The sequence below is a fragment of the Pseudomonas sp. NPDC087626 genome, assembly GCF_044743405.1.
GTDB lineage: Bacteria > Pseudomonadota > Gammaproteobacteria > Pseudomonadales > Pseudomonadaceae > Aquipseudomonas.
In genome coordinates this window covers 1-16842 of record NZ_JBIUWJ010000027.1, presented here as the reverse complement: position 1 = coordinate 16842, position 16842 = coordinate 1, and the positions used below count along the sequence as shown (strand labels likewise).

11 protein-coding genes and 1 pseudogene are annotated in these 16842 nt (G+C 62.1%); 4 read left to right on the top strand and 8 right to left on the bottom strand.

The annotated features are described in order from the left end of the window. Positions 1-53: 53 nt before the first annotated feature. The 4 genes from ACIOVD_RS20500 to kynU all read right to left on the bottom strand — a co-directional run bounded on the left by ACIOVD_RS20500 (position 54) and on the right by kynU (position 6060). Positions 54-1775: a hypothetical protein gene (locus tag ACIOVD_RS20500; protein WP_401129944.1), complete on the bottom strand. Its 1722-nt coding sequence runs from the start codon at positions 1773-1775 to the stop codon at positions 54-56. 76 nt (positions 1776-1851) lie between these two features. Beyond that, positions 1852-3168 carry an OprD family porin gene (locus ACIOVD_RS20495; RefSeq protein WP_401129942.1) on the bottom strand — a complete coding sequence of 439 codons (1317 nt, stop codon included), beginning with the start codon at positions 3166-3168 and terminating at the stop codon, positions 1852-1854. A 200-nt stretch (positions 3169-3368) separates the two neighbouring features. Further along, positions 3369-4784 (bottom strand): amino acid permease, encoded by a 1416-nt coding sequence (locus ACIOVD_RS20490; protein ID WP_401129940.1) that lies wholly within the window; start codon positions 4782-4784, stop codon positions 3369-3371. A 31-nt stretch (positions 4785-4815) separates the two neighbouring features. After that, positions 4816-6060, bottom strand: a complete 1245-nt coding sequence (gene kynU / locus ACIOVD_RS20485) for a kynureninase (RefSeq protein WP_095169518.1) — start codon at positions 6058-6060, stop codon at positions 4816-4818. Between the two features lie 282 nt (positions 6061-6342). On the opposite strand from kynU, the gene ACIOVD_RS20480 reads away from it, so the two are divergent. Both ACIOVD_RS20480 and ACIOVD_RS20475 read left to right on the top strand, forming a co-directional pair. Further along, complete coding sequence (locus ACIOVD_RS20480; RefSeq protein ID WP_401129938.1) at positions 6343-7797, top strand: ArnT family glycosyltransferase; 1455 nt, start codon at positions 6343-6345, stop codon at positions 7795-7797. 232 nt (positions 7798-8029) lie between these two features. Further along, complete coding sequence (locus ACIOVD_RS20475) at positions 8030-8413, top strand: hypothetical protein (protein ID WP_401129936.1); 384 nt, start codon at positions 8030-8032, stop codon at positions 8411-8413. Between the two features lie 100 nt (positions 8414-8513). Here the strand turns inward: ACIOVD_RS20475 and ACIOVD_RS20470 are convergent, their stop codons facing one another. Continuing rightward, the gene (locus ACIOVD_RS20470; RefSeq protein WP_401129934.1) at positions 8514-9347 is read right to left on the bottom strand and encodes a phosphatase PAP2 family protein; all 834 of its coding nucleotides are present in this window, start codon (positions 9345-9347) and stop codon (positions 8514-8516) included. 264 nt (positions 9348-9611) lie between these two features. Here ACIOVD_RS20470 and ACIOVD_RS20465 point away from each other — a divergent pair. Further along, positions 9612-10625: pseudogene (locus ACIOVD_RS20465) on the top strand (methyl-accepting chemotaxis protein); the annotation flags it as partial. 42 nt (positions 10626-10667) lie between these two features. Continuing rightward, complete coding sequence (locus ACIOVD_RS20460) at positions 10668-11531, top strand: methyl-accepting chemotaxis protein (protein WP_401129984.1); 864 nt, start codon at positions 10668-10670, stop codon at positions 11529-11531. A gap of 48 nt (positions 11532-11579) precedes the next feature. On the opposite strand, the gene ACIOVD_RS20455 is transcribed toward ACIOVD_RS20460, so the two are convergent. The 3 genes from ACIOVD_RS20455 to ACIOVD_RS20445 are packed head-to-tail and all read right to left on the bottom strand — an operon-like array spanning position 11580 to position 16335. After that, on the bottom strand, positions 11580-12953 hold the full coding sequence (locus tag ACIOVD_RS20455) for a DUF1329 domain-containing protein (RefSeq protein ID WP_401129932.1): 1374 nt from the start codon (positions 12951-12953) through the stop codon (positions 11580-11582). A gap of 59 nt (positions 12954-13012) precedes the next feature. After that, positions 13013-14968 carry a DUF1302 domain-containing protein gene (locus ACIOVD_RS20450; RefSeq protein ID WP_401129930.1) on the bottom strand — a complete coding sequence of 652 codons (1956 nt, stop codon included), beginning with the start codon at positions 14966-14968 and terminating at the stop codon, positions 13013-13015. Between the two features lie 50 nt (positions 14969-15018). After that, on the bottom strand, positions 15019-16335 hold the full coding sequence (locus ACIOVD_RS20445) for a phospholipase (RefSeq protein ID WP_401129928.1): 1317 nt from the start codon (positions 16333-16335) through the stop codon (positions 15019-15021). Between the last annotated feature and the right edge of the window lie 507 nt (positions 16336-16842).

Genomic DNA, 16842 nt, shown 5'->3' with positions numbered 1-16842 from the left:
TCGAACCACCGCCAGGCTTTGCTTATTTGTTTTTATGGTGAGTTGTCTGGTTTTCAGTCCCGGGCCGGCCAGGGTTTGCTCGGGGCCTCGAAATTCGGCTTGCCGAGCAACGGCGTCGACAGGGCGTAGAAGCCGTGGTTGGTGAAGACCCAGATCAGGTTGCGGTCGTACTCGGTGTAGGTGCCGTGGGTCAGGTTGCCCATGGCGTAACTGGCCACGTTCTTGGTATCGAACGGCGGCACGAAGTAGGCACCGATGGTCGGTTTGCCCGGCTCACGCACGTCGAACACCTGGACCCCGGCGTTGTAGAACGCGTACGGCAGGATGCCCTCGCGCGCGACACCAGGCTGGGTGTAGTAACCGGAACGCTTGGGCCCGAAGCTGCCCTTGCGCTGGCAGTAGTCGGTGAACGCGGCGTCGGCCGGTGGCGTCGGACGCGGCAGCACGTACTGGATCGCCGGCTTCTGCGGGTTGCTGACGTCCACCGCGAAGATATCCTTCTTCGCCTCGAAGCAATCTTCCGACAGTGGGTAACCACTGAAGTAGATGATCCCGGTCTTCTCCACTTGCGAGACGTCGATGTTGTCGCCTTCGGTACCGGCCACGCTCACCGGGAACTCCAGGTGACCGACCACTTTCATGTTGTCGGCCTGGGTGATGTCGACCACGTAGAGCCCCATCCCGCCCATGGCGGCGTAGCCGTATTTACCACCCTGCTCGACGGTTTTCGGAATGAACAACGACATGCGCGCGCCCATCCAGGACGCACGGTTACCGGCGCGCGGGTTGGCCTTGAACACGGCTTCGTGCTGCGGGTCACCGACGATCTGGCCGGGAATGGTCAGCATGTCCAGGAGCTTGGGGTTGCTCGGGTCGGACATGTCCCAGGACTGGTAGCCGGCGTTGTACAGGTCGTTGGGGTATTCGGTCAGTGCGTACTTGTCGCTCGGTGCGGCGGCCACGTACATCACGTCGCCCCCGAAGTAGGCGGGAATATCACGCACACCGGAGCCCTGCTGCTCGCCGATCGGCGCATCCGGGTGTTCGATGTCGGTGGTGCGGGTAGCGATCAGTTTCCAGTCGTCCGGCAACGGGCCATTCATCTCGTAGACCTTGAAGCCTTTGAGGTGCTTGGACTTGCGGATGGCCTCGACTTTGTCCGGCTCGCGGTACTTGTCGCTCAACACGCCAAAACGGCGAACCTCGAAGGACTGGACCATGATGTTCTTGCCCAGTTTCTTGTTCCACTGCACCGACGCCGCGCCAAACATGTCGTCTGGGGCATAGGGGTTTTCCTCCTTGCTCGGACCGTCCGCGCCCCAGGTCGAGCCCTTGGTGAACACCAGCTTCACGTCTTTGGGGTGGGTGATATCGAAGATCTTCAGGTTGCGGCGCACGTACTGGTAGAGGTAGCGCTTGCCGTCGAAGTCGACGATGTTCTGCCAGGTGTGGAACGGCTCGACCGTGATCGGGTAGTAGGCCTCGACGGTCATGTTCTTGATGTAGCTTTTGGTGTCCCAGTAATCCAGCTCGCCAGCGAACGGCTCACCTTCATGGCTGAACGGCGTGGCCACCGGGTGGGTGAACTTGCCCGTCGCCTTGTCCATGCCATAACTGCCCGGGGCCGGCATCGGTGGGATCTTGTCCACCGACAAGGCCGTCTGCTGTTTGACGAATGGGTCGCTGATATTGACCGGTTTCGAGCTGTCCGCCTGGACACTGGCGCACAGGCCCAGCATCACGCAGGCGCTCAGCGCGCTGGTCAAAAATGGCACACGGCAAGTGCTGGGGAGTCGCATTGTTTTCATTATTCACTCCAGTGGTGTTGCCCGGGTGGGCAGTACAGGGGGTCTACAAAATGTCGATCGGGTAATCGATGATCAGGCGAAAGTCATCCAGGTCGCCCGAGCCCTGGTCGCGATCGGCCCGGTGCCAGGCCTGCCGGGCCCGCACACTCAAGCCCTTGGCCGGACCGGACTGGACCACGTAGCGCAGTTCCAGGTTGATTTCGTGATGCTCGCCGTCGTCGCCATAACGCCCGGCGTAGGGACTGTTGGCGGCGATGTGGCTGCCATCAATGCCCCAACCGCGCACATAGCGACTCATGAAACTCAGGCCGGGCACGCCGTAGGTAGCCAGCGCAAGGTCGTAACGCAGTTGCCAGGAACGCTCCTGCGGGCCGTTGAAGTCGGCGAATTGCGCCGCGTTGGGCAACAGGATCGAGGCGCCCTGGTCGTTGCCGTTGCGGCCGTGGCGGTCCTTGTCGCCGACACCGAGGTAATCGAAGGGGGTATCGCCGTCGATCTTCTGCAGCCCCAGCAACCAGCGATGACCACCGCTGCGCCAGAACGTCGAGAGGCCCAGGCTGGTGTTATTGATCTCGCCCGCCTTGGCCCGCCCCTCGTCCAGGGTGCGGTAGGCCGTCAGGCCCAGGCCGAGTTGGTTGTGCGGGTCGAGGTCGATGCGCGCGTCGAGGTTGGCGTAGTACTGGTTCCAGATATCCTTGAAGCGCGAGCCGTACAACGTGGCGCTCAACCCCGGCGTCAGTTGGTAGGTGCCGCCCAGGTAGTCCGCCGTCGGTGTGGTGACCCCGGCCATCACTGCCCACAGGTCGCCATCGCCATTGGTGGTCACCGGGCTGGTGCCGGAGGTGAAGCGCCCGGCCTGGACCTCCAGCGCCTCTACTTCACGGCTGATCAGCGACAGGCCCGTGGCGGTCTGCGGCACGATGCGAAAATGACTGACACCAAACACCGGGGTTTCCGGACGCTGCTCACCGTACTTGAGCACGCTGTCGGACAACCGCAGCTTCAGCGCCGCACCGGCCTTGCCGTAGCTGTCGGCCGGCTCGCCGTCATCGTGTACCGGCAGGTTGCCGGTACCGGACTTGTCCGCCGGGGCATCGAGTTTCAAGCCCAGGTAGGCGAAGGCATCCACGCCCACCCCCAGCGTGCCCTCGGTGAATCCGGAGCTGAACTGGCCAAGCACGCCTTGCGTCCAGTCGCGGGCATCGCGACGGCCGTCTTCCTTGCTGCGGTTGAAGTAGGAGTTGCGCAGCAACAATTGCGCGCTGCTGTCGGCGATAAATCCGCGCGCCGGTTCTGCGGCGAACGAAGTCATCGCGCAGGCGCAGGCCAACAACAGAACGGTGGTTCTGGCGTGATTCATGACAACTCCGTGTGAAAGGTGGGCCGCTAAACACACAACCTGTGGGAGCGGGCTTGCCCGCGATAGCGGTGTGTCATCCAACCGTGACGTTGGATGTGCCGACCTCATGGCGGGCAAGACCGCTCCCACAAGGACTGTGTCTGGCCCTCATGTTTTCGGATTTAGAAAACGCCGGACCGTCCCTGGTCAGGCAGCGCCACTCAACGTTGCAGTGGCAAGGGCTTGGGCGCGTCTGTCGGGTGCACGGCCTTTTGCCGGAAGCGCAGGAAGTAGATCAACAGGATCACCGCCAGGAACGGAATGCCACACAGCAAGGTCGGGGCAAACTCTTCGGTGAACAACGTGGTGACCATCACCGCCAGCATCAGCAGCAACCCGCCCAGGCTGGTCCATGGGTACCCCCAGAGCTTGAAGGCCAAGGGTTGACCGGCCTGGCGGCGGCGGAAGAACAGGTGCGTGAGGAAGATCCCGGCCCAGGTGAACATCGCACCGAACATGGCGATCGACATCATCAGGGTGAAGGCTTTTTCCGGGTAGGCCAGGTACAGCAGCGTTGCCAGGCCAATTCCCACCGACGACAGCAGCAGCGCTGACAGCGGCACCCCTTTGCTGTTGAGGCGACCGAACACCGCCGGTGCCTGGCCGGCCCGCGACAGGCTGAACATCAAGCGCGTGGTGATGTACAGCTGACTGTTCATGGCCGACAGGGCGGCAATCAGGATCACCGCGTTGAACACCGCGCCGGCATAAGGCACACCAGTGGCCGCCATCACCGTGACAAACGGGCTCTGGCCGCCGCTGTTCTGGCCCCAGGGCACAATCGCCAGGACCAGGGCGATGGTCAGCAGGTAGAACACCACCAGGCGCACCACGGTAATCCGGAACGCGCGGGTCACTGCACGCTGCGGGTCCTTGGCCTCGCCGGCCGCCACCGCGATCATCTCGATACTCAGGTAGCTGAAGAACGCGACGATCACCGCCACCCAGGTGCCCCACCAGCCATTGGGGAAAAAGCCCCGGTCGTTGCTGTAGTTGGCAAAGCCGATCGAGGAGTCGGCCGGCGCGCCGTACACCACATAGGCGCCCAGCAGGATGAACACCACGATGGCGCAGAGCTTGATCAGCGAGAACAGGTACTCGATGGCACCAAATACCTTGACGCTGAAGGCGTTGGCGACGATCAGCGCCATGGAGAACGCGACCATCCAGTAGCCACCCGGCACGTCCGGGTACCAGTACTTCATGTACATCGCCGCCGCCGTGATCTCGGTTCCGACCGCAAACACGATCGACGACCAGTAGGCGTAGCGGATCGCGAAGCCAAACCAGGGCGCCACGTAGAACTCGGCAAAGGAACCGAACGACCCTGAGGTCGGATGGCGCACGGTCATCTCCGCCAGGCAGCCCATCAGCAACAGGGCGATCAAGGCACCGATGCCATAGCTGACCAGGACGCTGGGGCCGGCAAAGCCGATGGCAAAACCGCTGCCCAGGAACAGGCCGGTGCCGATGGCGCCACCAATGGCGATCATCGACAACTGGCCGCTGGTAAGGCTCTGCTTCAAGCCTTTTTCGCGGTCTATCAAGTGTTCGAAGGTGCTGGTTGTTTTTGTCATTGCACGTTTGCTCCGAATCGGTGGGAGGAACTCAGGTCACTGACTTGCGGGCCAGGAACTCCGGGCGATCCCATTCTTGTTGTTCGAGAATTGCACGCAGGGCGACCACGCTGTCCCAGACATCGACATAGCGGATGTACAGCGGGGCAAACCCGAAGCGCAGGATGTCCGGCGCGCGGAAGTCGCCAACGATGCCCCGGGCGATCAGCGCCTGCATCACCGCATAGGCTTGCTCATGCGCCAGCGACACCTGGCTACCGCGTTCTTCGCCGTTGCGCGGTGAGCGCAACTCGATGCCCAGGCCCGCCAGTTGCTCATCGCACAGCTGGATGAACAGATCACCCAGGGCCACGCTTTTCTCGCGCAGCAGGTTCAGGTCGACGCCATCGAACACTTCCAGTGCAGCCTCCAGCGCCAGCACGCCGAGCTGGGGCGCGGTGCCGGTGAGCATCCGGTCGATGGTCGGGTGGGGGCGGAAGTGATGGTCGAAATCGAACGGCTTGGCGTGCCCGTGCCAGCCCGTGAGCGGCTGGCGGATATGCGGGATGTGGCGTTCGGCAACAAACACGAAGGCCGGCGCACCAGGCCCGCCGTTGAGGTACTTGTAGCCACAGCCCACGGCGAAGTCGGCGTTCACCCCATTGAGTGCAATCGGCATGGCTCCGGCCGAATGGCACAGGTCCCAAACCACCAGCGCGCCAACCGCATGGGCCCGCTCGGTAATGCGCGCCATGTCGTAGCGCTTGCCGGATTTGAAGTTGACGTGGGTCAGGGACACGATCGCCACGTCTTCATCCAGGGCATCGAGAATCTCGTCCGGCTCGACGCAGCGCAGTTGGCTGCCGGTCAGTTCGGCCACGCCATCGGCGATGTACACGTCGGTGGGAAAATTGCCCTTCTCCGCCAGGATCACACTGCGCCCAGGACGCAGGCGAGTCGCCGCCACCAGTACTTTGAACAGGTTGATCGAAGTCGAGTCGGCAACGATCACCTCGTGCCCCTGGGCACCAATCAAAGCGGCGATTTTCGCGCCGGTGCGCTGCGGGGCCGGGTACCAGTTGGCATCGTTCCAGGAACGAATCAGGCCCTGGGCCCATTCCTGCTTGAGGACTTTCTCGATGCGCGCGGGAATGTGTGCCGGCATCGCGCCCAGCGAATTGCCATCGAGGTAGATCTCGCCCTCCGGCAAATCGAAACGCTCACGCGAGGCGCCCAAGGCATCAAGACGGTCAAGGTACTCAAAATCCGCTCGCGTCGCGGGGCTGGACATGGACATACAGGCTCCTTCAGGATTTTCTTTTTCTAATTTAGGTCGACGGTCTGCAGCTTGAGGGGCAGTCCGCTACGAAGTGGCTTGATGCTACCCTCGCATGCCATTACCCGAAAATAGAAAAGCCTGCGTCAAGTATTCTCGACCGTTATAGCCAGCCAATCCGCACATCGGCTCAATCGCCCTGCAATGCACCATCTGTCACACGCCGTTCACTCATTGTTCAGATTCGCCGCCCTATACTTTGCCGCCCTCCTCCCCGCTCTTTCCTTCGGTGGCCCCCAGCACATGACGCGCCCAGCTCCGTTGTTATTCCTGCTCGCCGCCGTGCTGTTTTTCTTCGCCCTGGGCAATCACCAACTGCAAGGCTCCACCGAAGCCCGGGTCGCCGGGATTGCCATGCAGATGCACCTGGACAATGACTGGGTGACCCCTCGCCTGCTCGACCAAGCTTTTCTGGAAAAACCACCCCTGAGCCTGTGGCTTGATGCGGCAGCGATTCGCACATTCGGCGGCACGCCCTGGGCGGTGCGCCTGGCGTCGGCCTTTGCCGGGTTGTTCAGCGTGATGCTGCTGTATGGGGCGCTGCGCCGCTTTGGCCGACCCAGGGCGATCGCCTTCAGCGCCGGGATCATGCTGGCCACCATGGGCAGTTACTGGGGCAATGTGCGCGGAGTCGGTGAAGATGCGCTGCTGAGCCTGGGGGTCAGCCTGGCGTTGCTGGCCTTTTATCAGGCCCATCGACAACAGGCCGCCCGGCAGAGTGCCAAGGCCAGCTGGATGGTGTTCGCGCTCGGCATCGCCATCGCCACGTTGAGCAAGGGCGTGCTCGGCCTGGCGATGCCGGGGGTGGTGATCTTTGCCTTCCTGGTGGCCGAGAGCTTGATCGACAAGCGCTTCACACTGGCGCCCTGGGTACGCCCGGCACTGATGACCGCGTTCGGGTTGATTCCGCTGCTGATCTGGCTGTGCATGCTCTACCAGCGCGGCGGCGCATCGGCCCTGGCCGAGGTACTGCTGACCAACAGCGTCGGGCGTTTTAATGGCTCGTTCGTCGAGGCCGGCCACTACGAGCCGTTCTACTACTACCTGGGCAAACTGCCAGAAGCCTTCCTGCCGTGGAACATCCTGGTCTACCTGGGGCTGTGGCACTTTCGCAAAAGCCTGGCGAGCAACCGCTACCTGCTGTTCTTCACCCTGTGGCTGTTGGCGCAGTTCCTGATGCTGACCCTGGCGTCGAGCAAACGCACGGTGTACCTGATGTCGATGACACCCGCCGCCGCGGTGATTGCGGCGGAATATGCAGCAGTGCTGTTCGAGCGCCTGCGCGAGCACAACACGGCAAGCAATTGGCTGGGCAAGGTCGCGCGTTCCCGCCGGGCTATCGCCATTGGCCTGCTCAGCCTGGTCATTGCGGCGTACCTGGGTGCCGCCCAATGGGCCGCGCCGCGCGCAGACCGGAGCTTGTCATTCCTGCCGCTGATGCAACAGATCCAGGCGCTCCAAGCCGAGGGGCGGCAAGTGGCGCTGTACCAGGCCAACGAACGAACGGCCGGGGCATCCGTGTTCTACACCCGGAGCATGCTCAGGAATCTACAGACAGAAGCCGAGTTGACCGCCTACCTGGGCACTTCCCCCTCCCACGTAGCGCTGATCGCCAGCGACCAGGAGCCCGCGCCGCCGCTGCAGGTACTGCAGAAAATGTCGGTGAGCCGGCAGGCGTATTACTTTGTGGGGGAGTAACACTGCCAGTAGCTGTAAGCCTTTCAGGACTTCAGCGAAAGGCATCACTTTGCAAAGCAGGCCAATCACTTAGAGAGAAAGCCTACATAAGCCAAAGAAACGTCTGATTTATCTTCCTTTGCCCCGTCATCTAGCGTGCGTCCTTTCGAGCAAACAAGGACGCACGTCGCATGAAGCGCTATCACATCACCGTCGGGGCCAAGACCACCGCCGACGGCAGCTATGAAGTCGAATGAGCAAAGCCGAATTTGTCGTGGGTTCTCTCGGCGGAGCCATTCTCATACTGATATTCATCTGGATCGCCGTCGCGCTCTACCTGGCCTACACCAAGATGGATGTGATGCTGGAGCACCTGAAGAACAGTTCAGCGGTCAAGGCGCTGGCGTTCTATCGACAACTCGGAGTCTGGGGACACTTGAAGTTGATAGGGGAAATTGCTGCGCTCATCACCTCCCCCGACAAGTGTATTAAAAGCGGTCGCCTCAGCGCGCAAGATATCGAGAACTTCCCCGCGCCACTGAAAAAAAAGTTGATACTTCTGCGCTGGAGCGTACTCGTACTTGTGAGCCTGCTTTTTCTAGTGGCTGGCATCGGCAAAGTCGCTGGCTGGATCTAGTCACTACTGGCGTACTCATGTTTGCCAACGAGGTCGATCTCACGCTCGCCTTCGCTGGCAATGGCCTATGTAGGTCGTGACCTGCGCTGCAGGACCGACCTCAACCTGCTGCCTCGACCTGCGTCGTAGAGTCCGGTGCCTTGACCTTCTGCAACACCGGCACATCCAGCCGCGCCTGCCCGTAGAACGCCAGCGCCGTCAGCAAGCAGGTCAGCCAGACGAAGATCCCCGCCCAAAAGGTGTGGGACATGTAGTGCCAGCCTTGCAGGACCCGTGTGGTGCCATAGATGAAGCCCAGTCCCAGCGAGCCCCACAGGATGGCCTTGGAAAAGCGCCACTGATGACGCCGGGCCACGAAGTACAGGGCCAGCATGGTGAAGCCGCCGGAGGCATGGCCGCCTGGCCAGCAGCGGCCGTCGCCCGCTTCCTTGAACAACTGGAAGTTGCTGTACCACTCGATATGCGCGAGCTTGCCGCCATAGAGGGTGGTCTCGATCGGGCAGTACACGCTGGTGTGTGCCTTGAGGAAGTGGATCACCCCGGTGCAGAGGGCGAAGGCAAACACCACGAACCAGAAGTCCCGACGATGCTCGGTGGTAAAGCGCAGCACTGGCGCCACCTTGCTTCGCTCGAGAAATCCACTGAAGCGCGGGTATTTTCCGGCATTGATCCGCGGCCAGGCAAACGACAACAACCCGCCGATCAGGGCGATTTCTGCGGTCCAGTTCGGCACGATCCGCGCCCATTTGTGGGTGAACTGCTCAAACAAGCGGATGTGATCGAGTGGGAAAGTCTGGCTGACTGGGTCGAACAACAGGTTACTGAAGGCTATGTCGACCTGGGTCATGTCGAACAACAGGAACACCAGCGCCGCACAGAGCAGCGCGATTCCCAGGTTCATCCAATAGAATCGCTGGCGCGCGAACAGTTGCATCGTGGATCCCCACTCGGTATCGATCGCCGGACACTAAAGACCGGCAGGTGGGTGGTTGGTGAAATGAATGTGAAAAAAACCTGATCTCAGGCAAGCCCTCCGACAACGCGCTGAATAGCGCGTGATCCGCTTGTGACAAAAATCGGTTCAGCTATCGCGACTGCGGCCGATACAGGCCATCTACACCCCTTGCTGGCTCCCAAAAAAAACAATCTTCCAGCCCAATGACGACTAAGTAGTGCAACGTTCCTGGAGGAATTGTTTATGAATAGCTGGTTCGCCAACATCAGCGTCAACCTCAAGCTGGGCCTGGGTTTCGGCCTGGTGCTGGCCCTTACCTGCGTGCTCGCCCTGACGGGCTGGACCAGCCTGGGCGGGCTGATCGACCGCAGCAACTGGATGAGCGACATCACCCGCCTCAACGCGGGGCTGACCAAGCTGCGCATTACCCGCCTGCAGTACATGCTTGCCAACGGTGACGAGGGCGTGGCCCAGACCGTGCAAAGCTCCCTCGATGACTTCAAGGCCCAGCAACAGGCCCTGCTGGCGCAGTTCAAGAGCCCGGACAACCTCAAGCTGCTCCGCGAGCAAGGCGCGGTCATCGACGCCTACCAGCAGTCGCTGAACAAAATGCGCAGCGCCTATCTGGCTGCCAACAGTGCGCGCCAGGCCATGGGCGACAACGCGGAAATCGCCAACAACCTGATCAACGACATCAACAGCCGTGTGCGCCAGATGCCCCTCAGCGACCAGCGCTTCGAGCAGTTCCAGGCCATCACCGAGGCCAAGGAGCAGTTCCTGTTGGCCCGCTACGAAGTGCGCGGCTACACCGCCGACAGCAACCCGGCTACCGAGCAGAAGGCCGCCGTGCAACTGGACGCCGCGATTGCCAGCCTGAAAACCCTCAACCAGCATTTTGCCGACACCCAGGGCGACGCCCTGCGCCAGCTGGAACGGGTGCTGAGCAGCTACCGCAGTGCCTTGCAGACCTACAAGGCAGCCAATAGCCAGGCCATCACCGCGCGCCAGGAAATGACCGTCCAGGGCAGCGACATCGTGACCCGCAGCGACGCGCTGTATCAGATCCAGCTCGATCGTCGCGACATCGAAAGCGCCCAGGCCCGCACCCTGCAGCTGATCAGCACCTTGCTGGCCTTGCTGGTCGGCGTGCTCGCCGCAGTGCTCATCACCCGCCAGATCACCCGTCCGCTGCGCGACACCCTGGCAGTGGTCGAACGGATTGCCAGCGGCGACCTGACCCAGGACATCCGCGTTACCCGTCGTGACGAACTTGGCGTATTGCAGCAAGGCATCGCCCGCATGGGCGTGACCCTGCGCGACCTGATCAGCGGCATTCGTGATGGCGTGACCCAGATCGCCAGCGCCGCCGAAGAGCTATCGGCGGTGACCGAAGAAACCAGCGCCGGGGTCAACAGCCAGAAGGTCGAGACCGATCAGGTCGCCACCGCGATGCACGAGATGACCGCCACCGTGCAGGAAGTCGCGCGTAACGCCGAACAAGCCTCGCAAGCCGCCGCGGCCGCCGATGGCGAAGCCCGTGAAGGTGATCGGGTGGTCAACGAAGCGATCACCCAGATCGAGCGCTTGGCCAGTGAGGTGGTGCGTTCCACCGAGGCCATGAGCGTCCTGCAGAAGGAAAGCGACAAGATCGGCAGCGTCATGGACGTGATCAAGGCCGTGGCCGAGCAGACCAACCTGCTGGCGCTCAACGCCGCCATTGAAGCGGCGCGGGCCGGTGAAGCGGGACGTGGCTTCGCCGTGGTTGCCGACGAGGTGCGCGGCCTGGCGCAACGCACGCAGAAATCCACCGAGGAAATCGAAGGCCTGGTGGCCGCATTGCAGAACGGCACCCAGCAGGTCGCCACGGTGATGAGCAACAGCCGCAGCCTGACCGACAGCAGCGTGCAACTGACCCGCAAGGCCGGCTTGTCGCTGGAAAACATCACCCGCACGGTGTCGAATATCCAGTCGATGAACCAGCAGATCGCCGCCGCCGCCGAGCAGCAAAGCGCGGTCGCCGAGGAAATCAGCCGCAGTATCGTCAACGTGCGCGACGTCTCGGAACAGACCGCCGCCGCCAGCGACGAAACCGCCGCCTCAAGCATTGAACTGGCGCGCCTGGGTAACCAGTTGCAGATGATGGTCAGCCACTTCCGGGTCTAGGCCTACGCGTTAAACAGCCGCGCGTCATCGTTGACGCGCGGCTTTGTCTTACCGCGTACCGCGTTGGCGCAACGCCGACGGCATGAAGTAGGAGTCCTCTGGCACCGGTTGCGCGAAGTCCACGGTCTCCGACTCTTCGTTATCCAGGTTCTGCACGTAGTAACGGCGCGCCTGCAAGTCGTGGAACACGTCCAGCGCACTCCAGGTGGTGGGCAGGTCGTAGAAGTTCTTCAGGTAGCCCATCGACACCCGCCACAACTCCCCTCGCCCGTCGTACTGATCCACCACGGCCGCGCCCCAGCTGTCCTCGTCGAGAAACAGCACGCGCTTGGAGTAGATGTGCCGCGAGCCCGGCTTCAGCGTGCCCTCCACCACCCACACCCGGTGCAGCTCATAGCGGGTGAATTTCGGGTTGAGGTGCCCCGGCGTGAGCAGGTCCGCGTACTTCACTTCAGGGCTGGTGACCTTGTAGTTGTTGTAGGGAATGTAGACCTCTTTCTTGCCCACCAACTTCCAGTTGTAGCGGTCTGGCGAGCCGTTGAACAGGTCGGTGTCGTCCGCCGTGCGCAAGCCATCGGAAGAAGCGATCGGGGTGTCGTACGCCAGGTTCGGCGCCCGCCGCACGCGGCGTTGCCCGGCGTCGTAGACCCAAGCCTGGCGTGGGTCCTTGATCTGGTCCAGGGTCTCGTGCACCAGCGCCGCACCACCGGCCAGGCGCGCCGGGCTCTTCACGAAGGCCAGGTAGTAGAACAGGATGTTCTTCAGGTCGGCGAACTGCCCACCCGGACGGTAGTAGGTGAACAGCCCTTCCTGTTGCGAAGTCACCAGGGCGAAGCTGCCATTGCGCTGCACCGGTGCTTCGGAAGCGCGCCGCACCACATAGATTCCGCGATAGCGGGTGATGTGGTTCCACAACGCCTCGACGCCGTCCTTGGGCACCGGGAACGGCACGCCGCCATAGGCATCGCTGAAGCCGTTGCCACCGTCCAGCAACTTGGCCGAAGTGGCGTTCTTGAAGGTGTTGTCGTACAGCCACTGCGGCGCCGAGCCGGAGCGACGGCTGGGGTAGATCGGCATCTGGAAGGTGTCGGGGTAGCTGTTGAACAACGCGATCTGACCCGCCGTCAACTGCCCCTTGTACTGCTCCAGATTGGCCTTGGTGATGGTGAACAACGGCTTGTCGGTGGGGAATGGGTCCAGGTGATGCTTGCCCGGCACATAGCCCTTGGGCGCCTGAGTGATGCCGCCATCCCAGGCCGGGATAGTGCCGGCTGAGTTACCCGCACGCTCGGCGCCCAGGGGCGTCAGGCTGGTTTTCAGTTGTTGCGCGTCCTGGGGTGACAGCGCGGCCAGCGCGCTGCCCGCTGCCAGGCTGAGGACCAGCGCCAGGCTGGTCTTGAGCAATCGTGGTGTGTGAAGCATGGACATTCTCCGAATCAAAGGCAGGGCCACAGCACCCGCATGCCAGGGGGCCTGAACCGTCACAGGAAATACTTGAGGTTAAAACCGACGTTGTCGCGGTCACGAATGCTGTTGTTCTGCCCACCGCCGTAGAACTCGGTGTATTGCAGCTCCGCTTCCAGCTTGTTCTGGTAGTTGGCCTTGATCCCCAGGGTGTAGGCCTTGCGCCCTTCGATGGTGTTGCCGGCCTGGTAGCTGTTGCCCTTGAAGTCGTCTTTGTAGACCGCGTACGGCGAAACGTTGACCCCGGCGTACACATCGTTCCAGGTGCCGTTGACCATCAGGGTGTAGCTGTAGGAGTCGCGATTGATCTGATCGTCCCGATCACCGCCCGAGACATAGGAGGTGTTGCCGGTGCCGGCGTAGTAGCGGTTGCTGCCGTCGAAGGCGGTGTACTGCAGGCTGCTGCCGCGCAAGTGCTCGGAGGCCAGCTCGAATACGCCAAACAGCGAATCGAACGACAGGTTCGGGCCGAAGTTGTAGATGCTGCCCAGCGAGGTGTTGAACGCCTCCACGCGCTCGGCGTTGTTGATCTGGCTGTCGAGGGTGACCATCTGCCCGCCGACGTTGATCGACTGGCCGGTTACCGCAGCGGCTGCGCCGTTGGCCAGGTCACCGATCAGGTCGTTGGTCGCCGCGATGCCAATCGGCAGGTTCGGCCGGTAGGCCAACTCACCGAAGACCGAAGCCTGACCCAAGGTGGTGTTGAAGCTGAAGCCATACATGCGGATGTCTTCGGCGTAGCGGCGATTGGCCTGGATGTTGCCCATCACGTCGGCGGTGGCCAGGCCATTGGCCAATGCAGCGGCCTGGCTACCGGCCAGACCGCTCAACAGATTGGTCAGGGCGTCCATGTCGATGCCCTTGTAGCCACCCAGATTGGCGGCGATGGTCGGCTCCTTGGCGTGATAGTTGACCATGTACACGCCGAACTCGGTGCTGTTGAGCTCTTCGGCGATGTAGTGGAAGGCGAAGCCGAACTGGCCGTCGTTACGCGCGTTGATGTCCTTGCCGATGGACGCCACCTTGAGGGTGTTGCCGTAGGCCGGGGTCACGCCGTTGGCGTACAAGCCGGTGCTGCCCAGGATCTGGTTGAGCGCCGGGTTGTTGCCCAGCGCTTCGTACAAGCCGATCACGTTGCCAAAGCCCGGCACTGGCGTATCCAGGGCGGTGCCGCTGAAGTTGTTGTAGCCGGTGTTGCCGCCGTCGGCGAACAGGTCGCCCTGGGAGTAGAAGGTGCCGACCGGATCGATGCGGGTTTCTTTCCAGTTGGTCTGGTAGAAACTTTCCATGGTCAGGTTATCGCTCAGGCCGATGTTGAAGCTGACCGCCTCCACCGGCATCAGCACTTCCTTGACCTCGGCACCCGGCAGGCGGTACTTGGCCGCGTCCACCGGGTTGGTGGTGTTGATCCCGCCGCGATAGAAAATACCTTCGCCCCAGTTGAATACCTGGCGGCCCAGGCGCGCGGTCACCGGCATCTGCGCCACGTCCCAGTTGCCATAGACGTAGGCGTCGAGCATCTCGACCCGGCTGCCAGCGATGTCGCGGGTCTCGTCGGTGAAATGGTCGTCGTCGGGGTAACTCTGGCTCGGTTGCGAGGGGCTGTTGTTGCGGTAGTAATCGTTGCGCTTGTCCATCAACTGAGTGTCGTAGAACGCGGTGCCGCGCATGAACACCCCGTAGTTCTGGTAGTTGGCTTCCAGCTCCGAGGTGATCTTGTACACCTCGGATACCAGCCCGGTGTCGAAGTTGCGATTGCCATCGTTGGTGTTGACGTCATCGTTGCTCTTGTCCCGTCCCTGGACCCGCCACAAGCGACCGTAGGACAAGGTGCTGTCGAACGAGCCCGTGACCTGGTTGTCCAGTACCTTGAACTCGGCAGCCAACGCGCCATCGACCACGCATAGCTGCAACAGCCCTGCCAGGCCTACCCCGGATATCGCCGCGCCCGAATGGCGTAATCGAATCCTCATGCGGTGTTCCTCCCTTCCCTGATCTTGTTGTTTTTGTTTTCGGGCAGCGGTTAAGGCGCTGCGTTGCCTGCAACCGCTGGCGCGAGTCCGGCACGGACATAAATCCGGCTGTGCGCACCGAAATGCCCCAACAACTGGAACAGCTGCTGGTTGAGTAATGGGTGGTCGTAGTCTTCGGTTTGCAGCTGATTGCCACTGCTGAAATTGCTGGTAGCCGGCGCCGTCTCCAGCCATTCGCCGATGGCCTGGTCAAACATGGCGCCGGCCTCGGCGGACTGGGCGCTGACCACGTCGCGCAGGTAGTCCACCGAATAGGGCGGGTAGCTGGTGTCTTGTGCGGTATCGGCGTAGGCCTGGAGCATCGGATGCACCGGCTGCCCGCTGCGCAACAGGCTGTAGAGCCAGGCGGCCTGATACTTCTCCACCTCCATATGGCGACTGGCAACCCGCTCGATGGCCGCGCGCTTGTCACTGTCGTAACCGGCCAGGGCCTGGCCTTCCATCAGCAGCATGCTCGCCAGTTCGACGCCTGGCAGTGGCTTGGCGTGATAGGGCTGGGTCAGGTCCTGAATGTGGTGCAGGCCCCAGCCAAGAAAGCGGTAACCCCAGTAGGAATGGCCCGTGGCGAACGCCAGTCGCGCCAGGCCCAGGTACTGATAGGCGCGCCAATCCGGCCAACTGCGCTGCAGAAAACCGGCGGCGGCATAGACCACTGGGCTCTCGTGGAAGAAGCCCATATGGAACGGCGCCTGGGAGCTGTACTGGAATCGCTCATCGCCGAACGGCTGTGGACCGAAGCCGTAGACCGCGGCCACCTCGCCGGGGTTGTCGCTGAACAGGTTGATGTCGTGCCCGTAATCCGGCTCGTCGGCGGCACTGGCCAGCACGGCCAGGGGCGCGACGTGTTCACCCTGCTCGAGCAAGATAAAGCGCTGGCGATTCCACGGCGACAGGGTCTGCTCGACCATTACCTGTTCAGCCTTGAGGTGCGCGCGCTGCGGCTGGTCCTGCCCGGGCATCGGCTGGATCACCATGGCCAGGTAGATCTGCGGATTGACCCGCAGTGCGTTGAGAAACGCCTGGCGCACATTGTCCCCCGGCGTAGCGGGCAACTTCAGGTTGTCGGGACGTGGCGGGTACTGGGCAAAGTGCTGACGAGCGAATTGCTCCTGCTGCTCGAACAACTCGGCGATGGCGCCATATTGCTCAGTGAGGAACTGCTCCAGCGGCTCGACCGTGACCTGGGGTGCCTCGCGCAGCGCCGGCAACTCCTGCAACGCCAGGTAGCTGCCGACCGTATGGTTGGACCAACCCCACGCCGCCGGAGCGGTGCCGCAGAGCAGCAGCAGGAGAATTGTCAGCTTCATTGCTTTTGGTTCTTATTGGCTGAATTCGAGCACTGAGCCTAACAACCGACCCCGGCCCTGACACTGTCCAATCTGGCCAAAAAAACTCTCCGATAGCGCCATCGCGAGCAGGTTGGGTGGCGGTATACACAATCTGCGAACAGCTAAAATCCATTGTGGGAGCGAGCCTGTGGGACCAGGTTTACCCGGGATGGCGGTGTGTCAGGTCGATAAATGTTGGCTGTGCTGGCCCCATCGCGGCATAGGTATCTACACAACTGTGGTGCGACGTTGCACCTCTGGGCCTCTGGGGTGTTGGATCAGGCCGAGTACATATCCATTTCTTCGGTAACGGCCTCCTATGGTTCCGCTTTTACAGCGGCTCACTTTTGAACAGCGCAAAAGTAAGCAAAACGCTTTTGCCCCACCACTTGGTGCCTCGCTTAGGCTCGGCATGCCCGTACTCCGACATTGATTTGGGGGGCCGCCGCAATGGGCCCTCCCTGGCCCAGTGCGGCTAAACCGGCG